This is a genomic window from Roseixanthobacter glucoisosaccharinicivorans, assembly GCF_043195095.2.
In the GTDB taxonomy this organism is placed as follows: Bacteria; Pseudomonadota; Alphaproteobacteria; order Rhizobiales; family Xanthobacteraceae; genus NCEH01.
Genome location: NZ_CM195538.1, coordinates 3,022,183 through 3,042,337, shown reverse-complemented (window position 1 = coordinate 3,042,337; position 20,155 = coordinate 3,022,183). Strand labels below are relative to the sequence as shown.

Here is a 20,155-nt window from a genome sequence, read left to right as displayed (position 1 = left end):
CGTCAGCCACCGGTCATGGGGGGGAAGAAAGCGATTTCGCGCGCTCCCGCCAGGGGCGCGTCGCCCTTCACATGGCGCCGGTCGAGCGCCGCGCGCACCACCGCCGGATTGGCAAAGGCATGGGCGTGGGCGGCATCGCGGGTTGCCAGCCAATGGGCGAGCTCGGATACGGTCGCGACCTCCGGCGGCACCGGGATCTCCTCCTCCGCGAGCCCCACGCGCTCCCGAAGCCAGGCGAAATAGAGGATCTTCACCGGTCATCCTCCACCAGATGCCGCGCGCCGGCGCGAAAATAATCATAGCCCGTATAGAGGGTCAGCACAGCGGAGACCCATAACAGGCTGAGGCCAACGAAGGTGACGCCGGGAATCACCAAATCGCCGGCAGGGCCTGCGAGCAGGAATCCCACCGCCACCAGCTGCAACGTGGTCTTCCATTTGGCGAGCCGCGATACCGGGACGCTCACATGCAGCTCGGCCAGGAATTCGCGCAGGCCGCTCACCAGGATTTCCCGGCACAGGATCACGATCGCCGCCCAGAGCGACCAGCCACGGATGGTGCCGTCGGAGGCGAGGACCAGCAGGCTGGTGGAAACCAGCAGCTTGTCCGCGATGGGATCCAGCATGCGGCCGATCGCCGATTGCTGGGACCAGGCGCGGGCGAGATAGCCGTCGAAGAAATCGGTCACCGCGGCGGCGATGAACAGGCCCAGCGCCACCCAGCGCAGCCAGATGCCGCCGTGCAGGATATCCGACCAGAACATGCAGGCCGCCACAAGGGGCACCGCCGCGCACCTCGAATAGGTGAGGATGTTCGGCAGCGACAGGACCAGCCCGCGCTCCTTGCTGGTGCGGGGCCGCGCGCTGGGTCTGGTTTGGGCCTCGGCCATGTTGATGCGGCTCGTTCTTGGTTCGGGTGGGTGGCACCATGCCCCGGAATACAGGCGGGGTCGAGGCGGGTCCGCGCCGGCGCGCGTGTCAGCGCCCCGGCTGGCTATGGAAATAGCCGTATATGGCCTGCGCGGTCGAGGCGTTGATGCCCGGCACCTGCTCAAGATCCGCGAGCGAGGCCTGCTCGATCGCCTTGAGGGTTCCGAAATGCCGCAGCAACGCGCGTTTGCGGGTGGGCCCCACGCCGGGAATGGCCTGAAGCCCGGCGTCGGTAATATCTTTCTTGCGGCGCGCGCGATGCGAGCCGATGGCGAAGCGGTGGGCTTCATCGCGCAGGCGCTGGACGAAATACAGCACCGGGTCGCGCGGCTCCAGGCGGAACGGCTGGCGGCCGGGGAGGAAGAATTGCTCGCGCCCCGCCTCCCGGTCGAGTCCCTTGGCGATGCCCACCAGCGGCACGTCGGTGATGCCGAGTTCCTCGAGAATTGCGCGCGCGGCATTGAGCTGGCCAAGGCCGCCGTCGATGAACACGAGGTCCGGCCATGGGGAGACCGCATCCGCCTCGTCGGGCAGCACAGGCGCGGGTTCTTCCAGGTCGGCGGCGGGAAGCGCCATCTCCTCATTGGCATCCGGCGTCTCGGCGTCCGGCGCCTCGTCAACAGGCGCCTCGTCAACAGGCGTGGACACCTGGTCCTCGGCGGCGGGTGCCGCACCGCGCGGCGCTTCCTTCACCAGGCGGGCGAAGCGCCGGCGCAGCACCTCGCGCATCATGCCGAAATCGTCGCCCGGGGTAATGTCCGTCGATTTGATGTTGAACTTGCGATACTGGCTTTTGCGGAAGCCCTCCGGCCCCGCCACGATCATGCCGCCCACCGCATTGGTGCCCATGATGTGGGAATTGTCATAGACCTCGATGCGCTGGGGCGGGCCCTTGAGGGCGAAGGCTTCCTGCACGCCCTCCAGCAGTTTCGCCTGGGTCGCGGTCTCGGCCAGCTTGCGGCCCAACGCCTCGCGGGCGTTTTGCAAGGCGTGGCTGACCAGATCGAGCTTCTCGCCACGGCGCGGCGTCGCGATTTCCACCCTGGAGCCGGTCTTCTCGCTGAGCGCCTCGGCGATCAGCGCCTGTTCCTCCACCTCGTGGCTGAGCAGGATGAGGCGGGGACAGGGCTTGTCCTCGTAGAATTGGGCGATGAAGGCGCCGAGCACCTCTCGTTCGTCGAGCGATCTGTCGGCCCGTGGATAATAAGCGCGGTTGCCCCAGTTCTGGCCGGTGCGGAAGAAGAACACCTCGATACAGGTGGCGCCGCCCTGCTGATGGCAGGCGAACACATCCGCCTCTTCCACCGAGCGCGGATTGATGCCCTGGCTGCCCTGGACAGCGGAAAGCGCGGCGAGGCGATCGCGCAGGCGCCCGGCGCGCTCGAATTCCAGCGTCTCGGAGGCGGCCTCCATCTCGCGCGCCAGCTCCTCCTTCACCGCGCGGGACCGCCCGGCGAGAAAAGCCCGCGCCTCGCGCACCAGCTCCGCGTAATCGGCATGGCTCACCTCGCCGGTGCAGGGGCCGGAGCAGCGCTTGATCTGGAACAGCAGGCATGGCCGGGTGCGGTTCTCATAATAGCTGTCGGAGCACGAGCGCAGCAGGAACGCCCGCTGCAGGGCGTTGATGGTGCGATCCACCGCCCAGACGCTCGCGAACGGGCCGTAATAATCCCCCGGCCGGCTGCGCGCGCCGCGATGCTTGAGGATCTGCGGGGCCGGGTGATCCGCCGTGATGAGAATGTAGGGAAAGGACTTGTCGTCTCGCAGCAGCACGTTGAAACGCGGCTTCAGCTGTTTGACGAGGTTCGCTTCCAGCAGAAGCGCCTCGGATTCGGTGCGCGTGGAGACGAATTCCATGGAAACCGTCGCCGCGATCATGCGGGCGATTCGGTTGGTGTGGCCGACCAGGCGGGTATAGCTGAGCACCCGCTTCTTGATGCTCTTGGCCTTGCCCACATAGAGCACCGTGCCGTCCGCCGCGATCATGCGATAGACGCCGGGACCCGAGGGCGCGTGCTTCACCGCGCGCGCGATCGCGTCTCGCCCGGTGGCGAGGGTGCCGGGGGAAATTTCGTCTTCGGCTTGGGTTTCCAGCACCAGCGCGACGTCCTCGTCCGCATCCTGGGAGTCGAAGGTGTCGTCGGGCTGGTCGAGGGGCGGGCGGGCGATCATGGCGGCAAGGTAGGGATTCGCTGCCCCCGGGGCCAGGGGGGCGGGGGTGGGAGGCCCGGATTTACCCTTTGCTTACCCTGTCTTCGCAATGCGTGGGGCCGGACGGGGCGTTGGCCAGACTTCTTTTGCCATTTCCGACTTATGCCTTTTGCGGGATCCGGCTTTGGCGGGGTTATCGGCAGGAGGATGGAGGATGAGCAGAGGTTGGTTGGCCATCGCCGCCACATGCGTGAGCCTGACGGCGCCGGCGGGCGCCGCCGACATGACTCAATACGGCAATTATGGCTATGCGGCTCCGGCCGGGCCGATTTCCTGGACCGGCTTTTATCTCGGCGCCAACGCCGGTTACGGGTGGGGCACGGCGGCTTCCCAGAGCCCGAGCGGGTTCATCGGCGGCTTGCAGGGCGGATATAATTTCCAATTCGCGGGATCGCCGCTCGTTGCGGGCCTCGAGGCCGATTTCGACTGGTCCGGCATGAGCGCCGGCGCATTTAATGTCGATTACCTTGGAACCGTAAGGGCTCGGCTGGGTTTCGCGTTTGACCGGGTGATGGCTTACGCGACAGCGGGCTTCGCTTACGGCCAGGGGCAATTTGAGTTCGCGGGGCTGAGTAATTCACAGTCACATTCTGGCTGGACGATCGGAGCGGGCGCAGAATTTGCCCTCGATCGCAACTGGAGTGCCCGTGCGGAATATCTTTACGTCGATCTTGGTAGTTCTACTTACTCGTCATTGATCGGACCGGCTTCGGTCGGGTATGACGGTAATGTTCTGCGTGCAGGCGTGAACTATCGTTTCTAAAATCTTAAGCTGGGAAATTAGGACGCTATTGGCCGGAAGCTTGGGTTTGCTACCCCTTGATTGCCAATTGTGTTCTGATGTAGTCTCCTGGTCACAATGTCGCCCTGTTTTCTTAGGGCGGTGTTGCTCCAGGGTGACAGACGGGACGGCGGACTCGCTGTAAGGTCCGCTCATTCTGGTTTCGCATCGTAATGAAGGGTGTAACAATGTTGAAGCGCGCTCTCGCCGGGGTCTCTGCCCTGGCCCTCCTCGGCGGCGCCGCCTCTGCGGCCGACCTCGCCACCAAGTACCCCGTCAAGGCCGTGGCCGTCGTCCCGGTCTTCTCCTGGACCGGCTTCTACCTCGGCGGCAACGTCGGCTGGGGTTGGGCGAGCAATTCGTTCAACGTCTCGCCGTTCTATGGCGCGCCGTATACCAACTACAGCGGTGGCGATGCCAACGGCTTCCTCGGTGGTGGTCAGATCGGCTACAACTACCAGTTCGCCAACAACATCGTTCTCGGTGTTGAGGCCGACGCCCAGTGGGGTTCGATCTCCAACAGCAGCCTGATCCTCAGCGGTCCGTTCATCGGCGCCAATGTCGAGCCCGAGATCAAGACCTTCGGCACCATCCGCGCTCGCGCCGGTTATGCCATGGATCGTTGGCTGCCCTACATCACCGGTGGTGCTGCTTGGGAGCGCGTGAGCTTCGGCAACTTCTACGGCGTCGACACCTCCACCACCAACTGGGGCTGGACCATCGGCGGCGGCGTGGAATACGCCTTCACCAACAACATCACCGCCAAGGTCGAATACCTGTATGCCAACTTCCAGGGCAACACGTATTCCATCCCCTCGACCCTCGGTTCGATCAACACCGACCTGGACGTGAACACCGTCCGTCTCGGCGTGAACTACAAGTTCTGATCGCCGATCGGCTTCGGCTGATTTTAGACCCCGGGCGCAAGCCCGGGGTTTTTCTTTGCGATATTGGAGGTATTTTGGTGCCGTAGAAGGGCGCGAGGCGCCATGGAGAGACCCTCTCCCTGCCACGCCTTCGCCTTCCACCCGCCATCTCCGGGCCGGCCTGGGGGCGCAGGCTACGCTTCGCGTCAAGTGTCGAGGTGCGTCTTATGAAAAGGCTTCTTCTGCCCGGTGCCCTGCTGAGCACCTTGCTCGCGGTGCCCGCCATGGCGGCCGATCTGAGCAGGCCTGCTCCCGCGCCGGCGCGGGTGGTCACCGCTCCGCCCGTTTTCTCCTGGACCGGCTTCTATATCGGCGGCAACGCCGGATACAGCTGGGGCTCGGGCAAGGATGCGGCCGATTTCTACGGGCTCAATCCCTCCGGCTGGTCCGCAGGCGGGCAGGTTGGCTATAATTACCAATTCGTGAACAATGTTCTCGTGGGCGTGGAGGCCGATCTTCAGGGCGGCGATATCTCCAGCGGCGCCTATGGCCTCTCCAGCAAGCTGGATTATTTCGGAACCGTGCGCGCGCGCCTCGGCTATGCGTTCGATCGCGTTTTACCCTATGTCACCGGCGGCCTTGCCTATGGCAAGAACACCATCACCGATTTCGGCCTCAGCGATTCCAACACCCATGTGGGATGGACCGTGGGCGGCGGCCTGGAATATGCGCTGACCAACAATTGGACCGCCCGCGCCGAGTATCTCTATACCGACCTCGGCTCGAAAACTTACGACAATATCGGCGCGGATGCGGGGTTGACCTCGAGCACCACCCGCTTGGGCGTGAACTACAAATTCTAGACCTGCGCGAACGCGGTGTCGGAGAGAGGGATGCGCGGCCGCGCATCCCTTTTTTTATGGATAGGCACCGCGCGCGGGCCGCCGGGAAGCATTGAATTACCGTAGCGGGATTTGCCGCGTTGCAGCATCTCCGGTAATACGCCGACGCAATTCTTGAACGTCGCGAAGGGTCGAACGGACCCGCGCGGCTCGCGTCCGGCGCATCTCCCGTGATAGGAGCCGGACGGAGCGACAAAGAAAGAGGCCTCTCATGGCTCAGGACAGAGCATCTCTGGGGCAGCGCCGCATCCGTGTCGGCGTTACCGGCATCGGCATCATGGGCTCCAACCATGCCCGCGTGCTGTCCCAATTGCCGGGCGCCGAACTGGTGGCCATCGCCGATCCCGATGCCGGGCAGGCGGGCCGCGTCGCGGGTTTTCTCGGCTGCCAGGCTGTGGCGGATCATCGTGCGCTGCTGGAACTGGGCCTCGACGCCATCATCGTCGCCGCGCCGACCCATCTGCACCACCCGATCGCGCTGGACATCATCAATGCTGGCACCTCGGTGCTGGTGGAAAAGCCGGTCGCCTCCACCGCCGAACAGGGCCGCGAGATCATCGCCGCCGCCAAAGCGCGGGGCGTGACGCTGATGGTCGGCCATGTGGAGCGTTTCAATCCCGCCGTGCAGACGGTGAAGGAAGCGATCCGCGGCGAGGATTTGCTCTCCATCGCCATCACCCGCGTCGGACCGTTTCCCCCCCGCATGTCCAATGTCGGCGTGGTCATTGACCTTGCGGTGCACGACATCGACCTGATCCGCTGGTTCACCGAATCGGACATCGTCGAGTTGCAGCCGCAGACCTCCAGCGCCATGGCCGAGCGCGAGGATATCGCGCTGCTGCAGTTCCGCACCGCCTCGGGCGTGCTGGCGCACATCAACACCAATTGGCTGACGCCGTTCAAGGCGCGCACCGTGCATGTGGCGACCCGCAAGAAATATGTGATCGGCGACCTGCTGACCCGCCAGGTCACCGAATGCTTCGACTATCGGCCGGACGGCGCCTATTCCATGCGCCACCTGCCGGTGGCCTATTCCGAACCGCTGCGCACGGAGCTGGAGAATTTCCTCCAGGCGGTGCGCACCGGCAATCCGCCGCCGGTCACCGGCGAAGAAGGTGTCGCGAGCCTGGAAATCGCCATCGCCTGCCTCAGCGAGCGCGCGGAAGCGAAGGCGCGCACGGCCCGCCTTCGAGCCGCAGGCTGAATGGCCCCTTTCAAGGACAAATCATGACGTCTCACGTGAAGGCCCAGATGGCACCCATTCCCTTCATCGACCTCGCCGCCCAGCGCCAGCGGATCGGCGCGCAGATTGATCAGGCCGTGCAGGGCGTGCTGAATTCCTGCCGCTTCATCAATGGCCCGGAAGTGACACTGCTGGAGGAGCGGCTCGCCGCCTTCGCCGGCTCGAAGTACGCGGTCGCCTGCTCCAGCGGCACCGACGCGCTGGCGCTGCTGCTGATGGCGTGGGACGTAAAGGCGGGCGATGCCGTGTTCTGCCCCGCCTTCACCTTCTGCGCCACCGCCGAAGTGGTGCCGTGGGTCGGCGCGACGCCGGTGTTTGTGGATGTGAAGGAAGACACCTTCAACATGGATCCCGAGAGCCTGGAACTGGCGATTGATGTCGCCAAGGACCAGGGGCTGATCCCCAAGGTTGTGATCCCGGTGGATCTGTTCGGCCAGCCGGCCGATTATGACGCGCTGCTGCCGATCGCGGAGCGCCACGGGCTGAAGGTGCTGGCGGATACCGCCCAGGGCTTCGGCGGCACCTGGAACAACAAGCGCACCGGCAGCATCGGCGATGCCGCCGCGACCTCCTTCTTTCCGGCCAAGCCGCTCGGCTGCTATGGCGACGGCGGTGCCATCTTCACCGATGACGCGGAGCTCGTCACCGTGCTGAAGAGCGTGCGCGAGCACGGGCAGGGCGTGGACAAGTATCAGAACGTGCGCATCGGCATGACCGCGCGGCTCGACACCATCCAGGCGGCGGTGCTGCTGGAGAAGCTCGCCATCTTCGAGGAAGAGATCGCCGCCCGGGACAAGGTGGCCGCGCGCTACAACGCGCAGCTCGCGGATGTGGCGGTGGTGCCTTTCGTCGATCCGCGCGCGACCTCCGTGTGGGCGCAATACACCATCCGCCTCGCGCCGGGCCGTCGCGATGCGCTGGCCGAAGCCCTGAAGGCGGAAGGCATCCCCACCGCCGTTTATTATCGCATCCCCATGCATCTCCAGCCCGCCTATGGCGCCTATCCGGCGGCGGGCGCGATTTTGCCGGTGGCCGAGACCTTGTGCGAGGAGGTCATCAGCCTGCCGATGCATGCCTATCTCGACGAGGCGACGCAGGATCGGATCATCGCGGCCGTGCGGCGCGCGCTCGCCGCATAGCGGGCCGCGCCCCCGGCGCTGCTCCCGTTTCGGCGCCAGACCGGCGCTGTGGGGCGGGCGACGGCTTTCGCTTATGCTGCGCGGGCGAATCGCCGCGATGGGTGCATTCCCGTCGCGGCCGCACGCCGCCATTGTCCGCCTGTCACGAAAAGCCGGCCCATGTTCCGCAACATCCTTTCCGTCGGCGGGCTGACGCTGCTTTCGCGGCTCGCTGGCTTCGTGCGCGATGTCGTCATGGCCGCCGTGCTGGGCGCCGGGCCGGTGGCGGATGCGTTTCTCGTCGCCTTCCGCCTGCCCAATCATTTCCGCGCCATCTTCGCGGAAGGAGCGTTCAACGCCGCCTTCGTACCGACTTATGCCCGGCTGAAGGAGCAGGGGGGCACCGCGACCGCGCGCGCCTTCGCCGACGAGATCCTCACCGCCATGGCGCTGGTGCACGGCGTGCTGCTGGCGGGGGCACTGGCCTTCACACCCCAGTTCGTGGGCCTGCTCGCGCCGGGCCTCGCCGATGACCCCGAGCGGTTCGCGCTGGCGATCACGCTGACGCGCATCACCTTTCCCTATCTGGCGCTGATTTCGGTGGCGACGCTGATTTCCGGCGCGCTCAATGCCTCCGACCGGTTCGCCATGGCGGCGGCGTCGCCCATCCTGCTGAATGTGTGCATGGTCGGCACGCTGCTGAGCGCGGCGGCCTTTCCCACCGCTGGGCATGCGGCGGCGTGGGGCGTGCTGATCTCGGGCGTCGGGCAGGTGATTCTGGTCGGCTGGGATGCGGAGCGCACGGGAATCGGCTTGCGCTTCGGGCGGCCGCGCCTCGATCCCGGCACGCGGCAATTCCTCAAGGCGCTCGGTCCGGCCATCATCGGATCGGCCGGGGTGCAGATCGCGTTGTTCGCCGATACCATCATCGCCACCTTCCTGCCCACCGGCGCGCTTTCGGCGCTTTATTATGCGGACCGCATCAACCAATTGCCGATCGGCGTGGTGGGCATCGCCATCGGCACGGTGCTGCTGCCCGAAATGTCGCGCCGGCTCGCCGGCGGCGATGATGCGGGCGCGGCCCATGCGCAGGCCCGTTCCATCGAGCTGGCGGTGCTGCTGGCGCTGCCATTCGTGGTTGCGGCGCTGCTGATTCCCGATCTCACCATGCGCGCCCTGTTCGCGCGCGGTGCTTTCACGCGCGGCGATGCGGCGGAAGCGGCCGCCACCTTGCAGGCCTACGGCATCGGTCTGATCGCCTTCGTGGTCGTGCGCGCCTTCATCGCGCCGTTCCATGCCCGCGGCGATACCGCGACCCCGATGAAGGCGGCGCTGCTGGCGGTGGCGATCAATGTGGCGCTGAAGTTCGCCCTCATGGGCGCGCTGGCGCAGGTGGGGCTGGCGCTCGCGACGGCCCTCGGCGGCTGGATCAATCTCGGCCTGCTGATCTGGTTTGCCCGCCGCCAGGGGCTGCCCGTGGGCGATGGCACCTTGCCGGGCAATCTGTTGCGGCTCGCGGTGTGCGCCGTCGTGCTGGCGGGGGTGCTGCTGGGGGCGGGTCCTTTGGCGGCGAAGCTCACAGCGGGATTCACCTTTGCTCGCGAGGAAGTGATCTTCGTGCTGGTGGTTGGCGCGGGAGGTCTTGCCTATGCGCTTTCCGTTTGGGCAATGCTGGGTCGAAGGTTCCTGCGAGGCCTTGCCGGGCGGCGCGCTTCCGCCGCCTCGGACGTCGCACGAACCACAGATTAACGCTTTAAAGCGTTTTGCATCGCACATCGCTGTGCTATTCGACCATCGCTAGTGACGTGGCACGTCGATTGCGGAAGGCGCCGCCCGTCACTCTGACAATCATGGGGCGCCATAGGTGGTGCCTGTCGGAGCATCATTCATGTCCGTATCGGCCCGCCTTCCGCTTGCCGCTCTTCTTTCTGTTGGTTTTGTTCTCGCGGGGTGCAGCCAGCCGCAGCAGCAGGCCGCTCCCCCGCCGCCCGCCGTCACCGTGGCGAAGGCCAAGAGCCAGACCATCACGGACTATGACGAATATGTCGGGCGCTTCGTTGCCATCAACGAAGTGAACGTGCATGCGCGCGTCTCGGGCTATCTGGACAAGATCCACTTCACCGACGGCCAGTTGGTGAAGGAAGGCGACCTGCTGTTCACCATCGACCAGCGCCCCTTCAAGATCGCGCTCGATTCCGCGCAGGCGAACCTCGCGGTCGCCAAGGCCAATCTCGATTTCGCCCAGACTGACCTCGAGCGTGCCCGTACCCTGCTCCAGGACAAGACCTCCAACGCCATCTCCAAGCAGGCCTTCGACCAGCGCACCCAGACCGAGCGGACCGCCGCCGCAACGGTGCAGGCGCAGGAAGCCGCCGTCGCCTCGGCCAAGCTTGACCTTGAATTCACCGAGCTGCGCGCGCCGGTCGCCGGCCGCATCGGTGATCGCCGCGTGTCGGTGGGCAATTACGTGCTTGGCGGTGCCGGCGCTTCGCCGACGCTGCTCGCGATCATCGTTTCCACCGATCCGATCCGCTTCGAGTTCACCTTCGACGAAGCCTCGCTCCTGCGCTACCAGCGGCTCAACGACGGCAAGGCACTGACCGGCGGGCCGGTGAAGCTGAAGCTGATCGACGACAAGACCTTCGTGCATGTCGGCAAGATGGACTTCCTGAACAATGTGGTCGATCGCGCCACCGGCACGATCCGCGGTCGCGCGGTGTTCGATAATAAGAACGACCTGTTCCGCCCCGGCATGTTCGCGCGCATCCAGCTGCCCGCCTCGGCGCCCTATCAGGCGCTGACCGTGCCGGATTCGGCGATCGGCAGCGAGCAGTTGCGCAAGTTCGTCTATGTGGTCGGCCCCGAGAATGTGATCCAGCAGAAGTTCGTCGAGATCGGCCAGCTGGAAGGCACGGCGCGGGTCGTCAAGTCCGGTCTTTCTCCCGAGGATCTGGTGGTGGTGAACGGGCTGATGCGCGTGCGTCCGGGCGTGAAGGTGACGCCGCAGGAAGCTCCGGCGACGCCCGCCGCCGCGCCCGCCGCAGCCACTTCAGGTTCAAGCGCCACCACGGCGAAGTGAGGAGAAGACCCCATGCGCTTCTCCCATTTCTTCATCGACCGTCCCATCTTCGCGTCCGTCGTCTCGGTGGTCGTGCTGATTCTCGGCGCGGTGTCCTACCTGCGTCTTCCGGTCGCCCAATATCCCGAGATCGCCCCGCCGGTGATCACCGTCACCGGCCAATATCCCGGCGCCAGCGCCGAGGTGGTGGCCGAGACGGTGGTGACGCCCATCGAGCAGCAGATCAACGGCGTGGAGGGCATGCTCTATGTCTCCTCCAATTCGTCCGCTGACGGCCGCTTCTCCATCTCCGTCACCTTCGACCTCGGCACCAATCTCGACATCGCCCAGGTGCAGGTGCAGAACCGCGTCGCCATCGCCCAGCCGCGCCTCCCGCAGGAAGTGCAGCAGATCGGCATCGTAACGGCGAAGAGCTCGCCCGACCTGATGCTGGTGGTGAGCCTTTATTCGCCCGATGGTTCGCGCGATCCGCTGTTCATCTCCAATGTTGCGAACGTCCAGATCAAGGACGTGCTCTCGCGTATCGACGGCGTCGGCTCGATCACCGTGTTCGGCGCGCGCGACTATGCCATGCAGGTATGGCTCGATCCGGCGCGGCTTCAGGAATTGAACCTCACCGCGGGGGATGTGGTCACAGCGCTCCAGGCGCAGAACGTGCAGGTGGCCTCCGGCGTGCTGAACCAGCCGCCGGTGCCGCAGCAGCGCGCGTTCCAGATCGCGGTGCGCACGCTCGGGCGCCTGTCCGATCCCACCCAGTTCGGCAATGTGGTCATCAAGCAGACCAATACCGCGCTGGTGCGGCTGAAGGACGTGGCCCGCGTGGAGATCACCGCGCAGGACTATTCCTCCACCTCGTTCCTCGACCGGGACGTCGCCATCTCGCTCGGCGTGTTCCAGCGCCCCGGCTCGAACGCGCTGTCCACCGGCAATGCGGTGGTGGCGAAGATGGCGGAGCTGGGCAAGGATCTGCCTTCGGGCCTGAAATACGCGATCTATTACAACCCCACCGAATTCATCCAGCAGTCGGTCGAGGCGGTGATCCACACCATCGGCGAGGCCGTGGTGCTGGTGGTGCTGGTGGTGATCCTGTTCCTCCAGACATGGCGCGCCGCGATCATCCCGATCCTGGCGATCCCGATCTCGCTGGTGGGCACCTTCTTCGTCATGACGCTGTTCGGCTTCTCGCTGAACAATCTGTCGCTGTTCGGCCTGGTGCTGGCCATCGGCATCGTGGTCGACGACGCGATCGTCGTGGTGGAGAACGTGGAGCGCAATATCGAGGCGGGGCTTAGTCCGCGCGATGCCGCCTACAAGACAATGGACGAGGTGGGCGGGGCGCTGGTGGCGATTTCGCTGGTGCTCTCGGCGGTGTTTATTCCCACCGCCTTCATCACGGGTATCTCGGGCCAGTTCTATCGCCAGTTCGCGCTGACCATCGCCGGATCGACCCTGATCTCGCTGCTGGTCTCGCTGACGCTTTCGCCCGCCATGTGCGCGCTGCTGCTGCGTCCGCATGCACATGCGGACGCGCCGGTCGCCTGGTACGCCCGGCCCCTGGTCGGCTTCTTCCGCATCTTCAACCGCATGTTCGAGGGCTTGGGCAACGGCTATGCCTGGATGACCCGGCGACTGGTGCGCATCGTCGCGCTGGTGCTGATCGTCTATGTCGGCATCGTCGGCTTCGGCGGCTATCTTTTCGTGACGACGCCCCAGGGCTTCATTCCGCAGCAGGATCGCGGCTATCTGATCGTCGCCGTGCAATTGCCGCCCGGCGCCTCCATGCAGCGCACCGAAGCGGTGATGAAGGCGGCGGCGGACCAGGTGATCGGCACCCCCGGCGTCGGTCACATCATCAACATCGCCGGCTTCTCGGGCGCCACCTTCACCAATGCGCCGAACGCCGGCGCCATGTTCGTGATCCTGGAGCCGTTCTCGCAGCGCGGCGGTGACCCCACCCGCACCGCGACCGCGGTGCAGGGGCAACTGTTCCGCAAGCTCGCCTCGATCCAGGAAGCCTTGCTGATCGTGGTGCAGCCGCCGCCGGTGAACGGCATCGGCAATGCCGGCGGCTTCCGCATGATGGTGGAGGACCGGGTCGGCGCCGGCTATCCGGCGCTCCAGGGTGCGGTATATGCCATGATGGGCGCGGCGGCGAAGACCCCTGGCCTGATGCAGGTCTATTCGCTGTTCGAGACCTCGACACCGCAGATGTATCTCGACATCGACCGCTCGAAGGCCCAGTTGCTCCAGGTGGACGTGGGCAATGTGTTCGCTGCGCTACAGACCTATATCGGCTCGAGCTATGTGAACGACTTCAACCTGTTCTCGCGAACCTTCCGCGTGCAGGTGCAGGCGGATGCACCTTACCGCCTGGATCCGAAGGACATTCTCGCCATCCGCGTGCGCAATGCGGCAGGCGATACCGTGCCGCTCGGGTCGTTCACGACCATCTCGGACATTTCCGGCCCCTATCGCGTGCCGCGCTACAATCTGTATCCGGCGGCGGAACTCGACGGCAGTCCGGCGCCCGGCTATTCCCAGGGCCAAGCGATGGCGATCATGCAGAAGCTGGCGGCACAGGTTCTGCCGCAGGGCTTCTCCTATGAATGGACCGCGCTCGCCTACCAGCAGCAAAGGGCCGGCAACACCGCCATCTTCGCCTTTGCCCTGGGCGTGGTGTTCGTGTTCCTGGTGCTGGCGGCGCAATATGAGAGCCTGACCCTGCCGCTGGCGGTCATTCTCATCGTGCCCATGTGCCTGGTCGCGGCGCTTCTCGGCGTGATTCTGCGCGGTCAGGATAACAACATCCTCACCCAGGTCGGCTTCATCGTGCTGATAGGCTTGGCGGCGAAGAACGCGATTCTGATCGTGGAGTTCGCCAAGCAGCTGGAGGACCAGGGCCACGGGCGCCAGGAGGCGGCGGTGGAAGCCGCCCGGCTGCGTCTGCGTCCCATCGTCATGACCTCGCTCGCCTTCATCCTCGGCGTGGTGCCGCTGGTGTGGGCGATCGGCGCCGGCGCGGAATTGCGCCAGGCGCTGGGCACGGCGGTGTTCTCCGGCATGATCGGCGTGACGCTGTTCGGCCTCATCTTCACCCCGGTGTTCTACGTGACCGCGCGCTGGTTGGCCGCGCTCGGGCGCAAGCGGGCCAAGGATGGCTCCGGCGATCATCCCGCCGGGTCGCATCCGACAGGTGACCATCCCGCTCCGGCGGAATAGAAAGGTGCGCGGCAGAAGCCGCGCGTCATTCCCATCGAGAGCGTCATGCACTCTGCCGAAACCGGTCTCCCCTTCGACGATATCCGCCAGCTGATCGCGACCCTGCCGGGCCCGGACGAAGCGGCGCGCGACGCCGCACGCGAGCGGCAGGGCCAATTGGTGAAGCCACCCGGCGCGCTCGGGCGGCTGGAGGATATCGCCGCCCATCTCGCCGCCTGGCAAGGCAAGGCCATGCCCACGGCGGACCGGCCCATGGTGGCGGTGTTCGCCGGCACCCATGGCGTGACCGAGCGCGGCGTCTCGCCTTATCCCAATTCCGTCACCAAGCAGATGCTGGACACCTTCACCGCCGGCAAGGCAGCGGTGAATCAGATCTGCGCCACCTTCGATGCCGGGCTGCGGGTGTTCGATCTCGCGCTCGACCTGCCGACCGGCGATATCTCCCAGGAAGCGGCGCTGGACGAGCGTGCCTGCGCCGCCACCATGGCGTTCGGCATGCAGGCGATCGCCGGCGGCGCCGATGTGCTGGTGCTGGGCGAAATGGGCATTGGCAACACCACGGTCGCCGCCGCCATCTGCCATGGCCTCTATGGCGGAACGGCGGAGGAATGGGTGGGCGCCGGCACCGGCGCATCGGGCGAGGTGCTCGCCCGCAAGATCAATGCGGTGCGCGAAGCGGTGGAGCTGCACCGTGCCGCGCTCGGCGACCCCCTGGAAGTGCTGCGCCGCCTCGGCGGGCGCGAGCTTGCCGCCATGGCGGGCGCCATCATCTCCGCGCGCCATGAACGGGTGCCGGTGATCCTCGATGGCTATGTGGTGACGGCCGCCGCCGCCGTGCTCCACGCGATGGACCCGACGGCCCTCGACCATTGCCTCGCCGGCCATGTCTCGGCCGAGCGGGCGCACCGCCAGCTGCTGGAAAATCTCGGCCTTGAGCCGCTGCTGGACCTAGGCATGCGGCTCGGAGAAGGGTCCGGCGGGGCGCTGGCGGTGGGAATCGTGAAGGCGGCGGTGGCCTGCCATCGCGGCATGGCGACATTTGCCGAAGCGGGCGTTTCCGACAAGGACTGAGCGCCTGCGTCCGGCGGTTATTCGGCCGCCGCGAGGCGCGTTGTCCGGCGTGATGAAGGCGGCACATCCTCATCTGACGGATGACGCGCGCGCGCATGCGCCCCCATCTGCTCTCCCGCGGTCTCCGGCTCGCCTGCCGGCAGCGCGCGGGAGGGGGGGAAGGTCACCTGCGCCCGCGTCCCGCCCGCCGGCCTCGGCTCCAGGGTGAGGCGCGCGCCGTGCAGCGCAGCGAGTCCGCGCGCGATGGCGAGCCCAAGCCCGGCGCCGCGCCCGGTGGCGAGATCGAGCCGGCTTTCCCGGTTGTGGGCCTCCAGTTTCAACGGCAACTCGGCTGCGCCGATGCCCGGGCCGGTATCCTCGATCGCGAGGAACGGCGCGCCGGTTTCACTCAGGCCCACGTGCAGGCTTACGGTTCCGCCGGCCGGCGTGAACTTCACCGCATTGGCCAGCAGGTTCAGCGTGATCTGCCGCAACGCCCGCTCGTCCGCCCACAGGCGCGGCGCGTTGGGCGATGCGACCACGGCCAGGCGCATGGCCTTTCCGTGGGCGGACAAGCGCATCATGTGGGCGCAATCCGCCGCCAGCGCATCGAGGCTGACCGCCGTCTCCAGCAAGGTGCGATGACCGGTCTCGATGCGGGCCACGTCGAGGATGTCGTCGGCGAGCGCCAGCAGGTGCCGGCCCGAGCTGTGGATGTCGCGGGCATAATCGCCATAGGCCGCGACCGCATGGGGGCCGAGCACTTCTTCGGCCATCATTTCGGAAAAGCCGATCACCGCGTTCAGCGGGGTGCGCAACTCATGGCTCATCTCGGCCAGGAAGCGCGACTTGGCCGCGTTTTCCGCCTGCGCCTCGGCGATTGCGCGCGCGGCGCGCGCCGCGCTTTGCGTCAACCGCGCCAAGGCCCGCGTGCCGGCGCGCAACGCCTGGTGAAGGCGCAGGCCCTGCCGGACGGCATCGAGCGCGAGCCCGAGGGCGACCAACAGGAGCAGCGTCCGGACCAGGGGCGAGGGCTGGAGAAGGACCGCGAGCAGAAGAACCGCCAGCGCGGCGGCGCCCGCGATCGCCAGCCGCCCGGCGGCGCGCCGCGCGGCGCGATGGGCGGCCTGCAGATGGCCGGCCGCGCGGGGAAGATCGCGCGGGCGGACCGCGCGGAATCCTTTCGGCATCCCGGTCCCGGTGGGGCCGAGGGCGGGGCGAGCGCCAGAGCCGAAGAGGCGTTCCATGGCCCGAACCTTCCGCGCACCCCTGGGCAGGTGAGTCTGCCCACGGGAGGTTTCAGAATGACTCCTGCGCGAGGAGGGTTAATGAAAGGTTAACGCGGCGGGTCCCCATTGACCATGCGCACGGGAATCGCGTCTTGCACCGCATGCGCCTGCGCGATCTGCTCACCGCCGCTGCCCTTCTTCTGGCGCTCGCCGCGCTCGCGGCCTTGCTGACGCGGGACGATGAGATCGCCGGCCCCGCCTTCGCCGTGGATGGCGACACGCTGCGCATCCTGGATCTGCGCGTGCGGCTCGACGGCATCGACGCGCCGGAGCTGGCGCAGACCTGCGGCGCGCCGCGCGCGGTCTGGCCGTGCGGGGCGGCGGCGCACCACCGGCTCGCGCAATTGCTCGACGTGCCGCTGGTCACCTGCCGCCTGCGCGGCACCGATGTCTATGGCCGGCGCATCGGCACCTGCACCGCGCGCGGCCGCGACGTGGCGCGCGTGATGGTCGAGGAGGGCTTGGCGCTCGCCCTCTCCGGACGAACCTACAAGGCGGGGCAGGAAGCGGCTAGGCGGCAGGGTCTGGGCCTCTGGGCCGGGCCGTTCCAGCGCCCGGCGGACTGGCGCGCGGACCACCCGCGCTGAGCGCTCGCACGCACTCTTGACCTGGGCTGTGCTGCGTGGTGAGTGCCCTCAGATACCGGAGGCGACGCCATGCAGCTTTACATGACCACGGGTGCACCCAACCCGCGACGGGTCGCCATCTTCCTCGCGGAAAAGGGGATCACCGTCCCCACGGTCGAGGTCAATCTGACCAAGCTTGAGCATTGGCAGGACGAATTCGTGAAGCTGCATCCGCGCCGCCGGGTTCCGGTGCTCGAGCTGGACGACGGCACTGTGATCGCCGAGACCATCGCCATCTGCCGCTATTTCGAGGCCATGCAGGGCGAGCCGCGTCTGTTCGGCACCACGCCGACGCAGCAGGGCGTGATCGAGATGTGGCAGCGCATGGTGGAGATCGAGCTGCTCATGGCGATCCAGTTCGCCTTCCGCCATCTGCACCCCCGCATGGCGGAGCGCGAGCAGCCCCAGGTGAAGGAATGGGGCGAGGCCAACAAGCCCAAGGTGCGCGACTTCCTCTCATTCCTGGACGGCCAGCTCGACAGCAACGCCTTCGTCGCCGGCGCGGATTTCAGCGTCGCCGACATCACGGCGGGAGTCGCGCTGGACTTCGCGGTCGCGGCGCGGATCGAGGTTCCCGCCGAGCTGAAGAACATCGCCCGTTGGCGCGCCCAGATGGCGGAGCGCCCGAGCTTCAAAGCCTGAGCCAAGCGTCCGCCGACTGCCCTTTCGCCGACAAGGTGTCATCCCCATGTGAAGCGGCCGCCGGTGTGGCGGAGGCTTCAGCAGGGCCGGCGTGTGGCGATGACAAAGGCTGAGATCGGAAGGGACCCGGGCGAGAGCGCGCCGCAACCGGCGCACGCGGGCGCGCCGCGCGTGGATCTCGCCGCGCTGGTGGCCGATATCCGCGCCTGCCGTGCGTGCGTGGAGGCTCCGCTGGGGCTGCCGTTGCCCCATGCGCCCCGTCCGGTGCTGCGTGTGTCGCCGACGGCGCGCATCCTGGTGGCGAGCCAGGCGCCGGGCACCAAGGTGCATCTCTCCGGCCTGCCGTTCACCGATGCCTCCGGAGACCGCCTGCGCGCCTGGATGGGGGTGAGCCAGGAGGAATTCTACGACGTCGCCCGCATCGCCATTGCCCCCATGGGCTTCTGCTTCCCGGGCCAGGATTCAGCCGGCGGCGACCTGCCGCCACGCCGGGAATGCGCGCGCCTGTGGCACGACCGGCTGTTCGCCGCTTTGCCGCAGTTCGACATCGTGCTGACCATCGGCCGCCCGGCGCAGGCCTATCATTTTCGCCGCCTGGGCCTTGCCGATCTGCTCGGCTCCAGCCTGACGCAGACGGTGAAGAACTGGCGCGCGGTGCGGGCGGCGGCGCTGCGACCGCGCCTCTATGCCTTGCCCCACCCCTCCTGGCGCAATACCGGCTGGCTGAAGCGCCACCCCTGGTTCGAGGCCGAGGTCCTGCCGGAGCTGCGCGCGGATGTTCGCCGCGCCCTGTCCGCCTCCTAGGGCAGCCGATCCGGCATGGGATCCCGCATCTTTCCGGCGGCTCCTCCTTGTGCCAAGCCTTGCCTCCCGCCACCTGATGCTTTACCGCCCCGACGTGAATGTGAGGCGGCCACCCGGTTCGCGGGTGTCGGTCCATGAAGGAGACGCGGAATGTCCGAAGTGACGGAAGCCGAGGTTCGGGCAACGCTCGCTCAGGTTCGCACCCCTGAAGGCGTGCCGCTGTCCGCCTCGCCCGCCCTGTCGGGTGTCGTCGTCACCTCCGGCAAGGTGTATCTCTCCATCAATGTGGACGCGGCGCAGGCCCGCGCCTGGGAGAGCGTGCGCATCGCCGCCGAGACCGCGGTCAAGGCCATGCCGGGGGTCGCCTCGGCGCTGGTGGCGCTGACCGCCGAGCGCAAGATGGGTGCGCGCCCCGCCGGCGCGCCGCCGGCCGGACCGGGCCACAGCCATGGCGCACCGGGCGGCGCGCCCGCGCGCGCCATCGAGGTGCCGGGCGTCGCCGCGATCATCGCGGTCGCTTCCGGCAAGGGCGGGGTGGGCAAGTCCACGGTCGCGATCAACCTGGCGCTCGGCCTGCGTGATCTTGGCCTGAAGGTCGGCCTTCTGGACGCCGACATCTACGGCCCCTCGGTGCCACGCCTCTCCGGCGTGCACGGCAAGCCGGAGCTGGTGGACGGGCGCACCATGCTCCCGCTGGAAAATTTCGGCCTCCAGCTCATGTCCATCGGCTTCATGGTGGAGGAGGACACCCCCATGATCTGGCGCGGGCCGATGGTGATGTCGGCCCTGTCCCAGATGCTGCGGGAAGTGAAATGGGGGCCGCTCGACGTGCTGGTGGTGGACATGCCGCCCGGCACCGGGGACGCGCAGCTCACCATGGCACAGCAGGTGAACCTGGCCGGCGCGGTCATCGTCTCCACCCCGCAGGACCTGGCGCTGATCGACGCGCGGCGCGGCATCGCCATGTTCAACCGCGTGAACGTGCCGATTCTCGGCGTGGTCGAGAACATGTCCTATTTCCTGTGCCCCCATTGCGGCGAGCGCTCGGACATTTTCGGCCATGGCGGCGCGCGGGACGAGGCGAAGAAGATGAACGTGCCGTTCCTCGGCGCGATCCCCCTGCATATGCGCATCCGCGAGATGTCCGATGCGGGCGTGCCGGTCCTGGTCAGCGATCCGCAGAGCCCGCAGGCCGAACTCTATCGCGACATCGCACGCAATGTGCGCGCGTCCATGGAGCGGCTCGGCGCGAGCGCGCGCAAGGCGCCCCGGATCGTCATCGAATAGATCACATCAGCGGGATGACCCTACGGCATCTGTGAAATTTCTTCGTCGCCCCGGTCGCCAAGGTGGGGTTGCATCCGTTAGAAGAAAGTCGCGGATGACCCCGCGACAC

At 66.9% G+C, this 20,155-nt stretch carries 17 protein-coding genes; 13 read left to right on the top strand and 4 right to left on the bottom strand.

From position 1 onward, the window contains the following. Window positions 1-2 precede the first annotated feature (2 nt). The 3 genes from moaD to uvrC all read right to left on the bottom strand — a co-directional run bounded on the left by moaD (window position 3) and on the right by uvrC (window position 3,101). Entirely contained in the window at window positions 3-254 is a 252-nt protein-coding gene (moaD, locus tag V5F78_RS14080) for a molybdopterin converting factor subunit 1 (protein ID WP_394072219.1), read from the bottom strand. Then, window positions 251-889, bottom strand: a complete 639-nt coding sequence (gene pgsA, locus V5F78_RS14075) for a CDP-diacylglycerol--glycerol-3-phosphate 3-phosphatidyltransferase (RefSeq protein ID WP_394072217.1) — start codon at window positions 887-889, stop codon at window positions 251-253. The genes moaD and pgsA overlap by 4 nt, the downstream gene beginning before the upstream one ends. Window positions 890-977: 88 nt before the next feature. Beyond that, window positions 978-3,101, bottom strand: a complete 2,124-nt coding sequence (gene uvrC / locus V5F78_RS14070) for an excinuclease ABC subunit UvrC (protein WP_394072215.1) — start codon at window positions 3,099-3,101, stop codon at window positions 978-980. Between the two features lie 208 nt (window positions 3,102-3,309). On the opposite strand from uvrC, the gene V5F78_RS14065 reads away from it, so the two are divergent. From V5F78_RS14065 to cobT, 9 genes are all read left to right on the top strand, one after another. After that, entirely contained in the window at window positions 3,310-3,903 is a 594-nt protein-coding gene (locus V5F78_RS14065) for an outer membrane protein (RefSeq protein WP_394072213.1), read from the top strand. Window positions 3,904-4,109: 206 nt separating this feature from the next. Further along, entirely contained in the window at window positions 4,110-4,808 is a 699-nt protein-coding gene (locus V5F78_RS14060; RefSeq protein WP_394072211.1) for an outer membrane protein, read from the top strand. Window positions 4,809-5,014: 206 nt separating this feature from the next. Then, window positions 5,015-5,650 carry an outer membrane protein gene (locus V5F78_RS14055; protein ID WP_394072209.1) on the top strand — a complete coding sequence of 212 codons (636 nt, stop codon included), beginning with the start codon at window positions 5,015-5,017 and terminating at the stop codon, window positions 5,648-5,650. 250 nt (window positions 5,651-5,900) lie between these two features. After that, window positions 5,901-6,893 (top strand): Gfo/Idh/MocA family oxidoreductase, encoded by a 993-nt coding sequence (locus V5F78_RS14050; RefSeq protein WP_394072207.1) that lies wholly within the window; start codon window positions 5,901-5,903, stop codon window positions 6,891-6,893. A gap of 23 nt (window positions 6,894-6,916) precedes the next feature. Further along, the gene (locus V5F78_RS14045) at window positions 6,917-8,071 is read left to right on the top strand and encodes a DegT/DnrJ/EryC1/StrS family aminotransferase (RefSeq protein WP_394072205.1); all 1,155 of its coding nucleotides are present in this window, start codon (window positions 6,917-6,919) and stop codon (window positions 8,069-8,071) included. Window positions 8,072-8,230: 159 nt separating this feature from the next. After that, a complete protein-coding gene (gene murJ / locus V5F78_RS14040) occupies window positions 8,231-9,799 on the top strand; it encodes a murein biosynthesis integral membrane protein MurJ (protein WP_394072203.1) in 1,569 nt (522 codons plus the stop codon). A 139-nt stretch (window positions 9,800-9,938) separates the two neighbouring features. After that, entirely contained in the window at window positions 9,939-11,129 is a 1,191-nt protein-coding gene (locus tag V5F78_RS14035) for an efflux RND transporter periplasmic adaptor subunit (RefSeq protein ID WP_394072201.1), read from the top strand. A gap of 12 nt (window positions 11,130-11,141) precedes the next feature. After that, on the top strand, window positions 11,142-14,348 hold the full coding sequence (locus V5F78_RS14030) for an efflux RND transporter permease subunit (protein WP_394072199.1): 3,207 nt from the start codon (window positions 11,142-11,144) through the stop codon (window positions 14,346-14,348). A gap of 45 nt (window positions 14,349-14,393) precedes the next feature. Continuing rightward, window positions 14,394-15,419 (top strand): nicotinate-nucleotide--dimethylbenzimidazole phosphoribosyltransferase, encoded by a 1,026-nt coding sequence (gene cobT / locus V5F78_RS14025; protein ID WP_394072197.1) that lies wholly within the window; start codon window positions 14,394-14,396, stop codon window positions 15,417-15,419. A 17-nt stretch (window positions 15,420-15,436) separates the two neighbouring features. On the opposite strand, the gene V5F78_RS14020 is transcribed toward cobT, so the two are convergent. Next, entirely contained in the window at window positions 15,437-16,645 is a 1,209-nt protein-coding gene (locus V5F78_RS14020) for a sensor histidine kinase (protein ID WP_394072195.1), read from the bottom strand. Between the two features lie 143 nt (window positions 16,646-16,788). Here V5F78_RS14020 and V5F78_RS14015 point away from each other — a divergent pair, with 143 nt between their 5' ends. From V5F78_RS14015 to V5F78_RS14000, 4 genes are all read left to right on the top strand, one after another. After that, on the top strand, window positions 16,789-17,274 hold the full coding sequence (locus tag V5F78_RS14015; protein WP_394072245.1) for a thermonuclease family protein: 486 nt from the start codon (window positions 16,789-16,791) through the stop codon (window positions 17,272-17,274). Between the two features lie 69 nt (window positions 17,275-17,343). After that, entirely contained in the window at window positions 17,344-17,955 is a 612-nt protein-coding gene (locus V5F78_RS14010) for a glutathione S-transferase family protein (RefSeq protein ID WP_394072193.1), read from the top strand. A 99-nt stretch (window positions 17,956-18,054) separates the two neighbouring features. Continuing rightward, a complete protein-coding gene (locus tag V5F78_RS14005; RefSeq protein WP_394072191.1) occupies window positions 18,055-18,759 on the top strand; it encodes a uracil-DNA glycosylase family protein in 705 nt (234 codons plus the stop codon). 150 nt (window positions 18,760-18,909) lie between these two features. After that, on the top strand, window positions 18,910-20,046 hold the full coding sequence (locus V5F78_RS14000; protein ID WP_394072189.1) for an Mrp/NBP35 family ATP-binding protein: 1,137 nt from the start codon (window positions 18,910-18,912) through the stop codon (window positions 20,044-20,046). The last annotated feature ends 109 nt before the right edge of the window (window positions 20,047-20,155 follow it).

Bases quoted from the DNA above. Each gene is read 5' to 3' on its own strand.
- V5F78_RS14045 (WP_394072205.1), top strand. From the start codon at position 6,917: ATGACGTCTCACGTGAAGGCCCAGATGGCACCCATTCCCTTCATCGAC.
- murJ (WP_394072203.1), top strand. From the start codon at position 8,231: ATGTTCCGCAACATCCTTTCCGTCGGCGGGCTGACGCTGCTTTCGCGG.
- V5F78_RS14030 (WP_394072199.1), top strand. From the start codon at position 11,142: ATGCGCTTCTCCCATTTCTTCATCGACCGTCCCATCTTCGCGTCCGTC.
- V5F78_RS14050 (WP_394072207.1), top strand. From the start codon at position 5,901: ATGGCTCAGGACAGAGCATCTCTGGGGCAGCGCCGCATCCGTGTCGGC.
- V5F78_RS14035 (WP_394072201.1), top strand. From the start codon at position 9,939: ATGTCCGTATCGGCCCGCCTTCCGCTTGCCGCTCTTCTTTCTGTTGGT.
- V5F78_RS14005 (WP_394072191.1), top strand. From the start codon at position 18,055: ATGACAAAGGCTGAGATCGGAAGGGACCCGGGCGAGAGCGCGCCGCAA.
- V5F78_RS14060 (WP_394072211.1), top strand. From the start codon at position 4,110: ATGTTGAAGCGCGCTCTCGCCGGGGTCTCTGCCCTGGCCCTCCTCGGC.
- pgsA (WP_394072217.1), bottom strand. From the start codon at position 889: ATGGCCGAGGCCCAAACCAGACCCAGCGCGCGGCCCCGCACCAGCAAG.
- V5F78_RS14055 (WP_394072209.1), top strand. From the start codon at position 5,015: ATGAAAAGGCTTCTTCTGCCCGGTGCCCTGCTGAGCACCTTGCTCGCG.
- uvrC (WP_394072215.1), bottom strand. From the start codon at position 3,101: ATGATCGCCCGCCCGCCCCTCGACCAGCCCGACGACACCTTCGACTCC.
- V5F78_RS14020 (WP_394072195.1), bottom strand. From the start codon at position 16,645: ATGGAACGCCTCTTCGGCTCTGGCGCTCGCCCCGCCCTCGGCCCCACC.
- V5F78_RS14010 (WP_394072193.1), top strand. From the start codon at position 17,344: ATGCAGCTTTACATGACCACGGGTGCACCCAACCCGCGACGGGTCGCC.
- V5F78_RS14000 (WP_394072189.1), top strand. From the start codon at position 18,910: ATGTCCGAAGTGACGGAAGCCGAGGTTCGGGCAACGCTCGCTCAGGTT.
- V5F78_RS14015 (WP_394072245.1), top strand. From the start codon at position 16,789: ATGCGCCTGCGCGATCTGCTCACCGCCGCTGCCCTTCTTCTGGCGCTC.
- cobT (WP_394072197.1), top strand. From the start codon at position 14,394: ATGCACTCTGCCGAAACCGGTCTCCCCTTCGACGATATCCGCCAGCTG.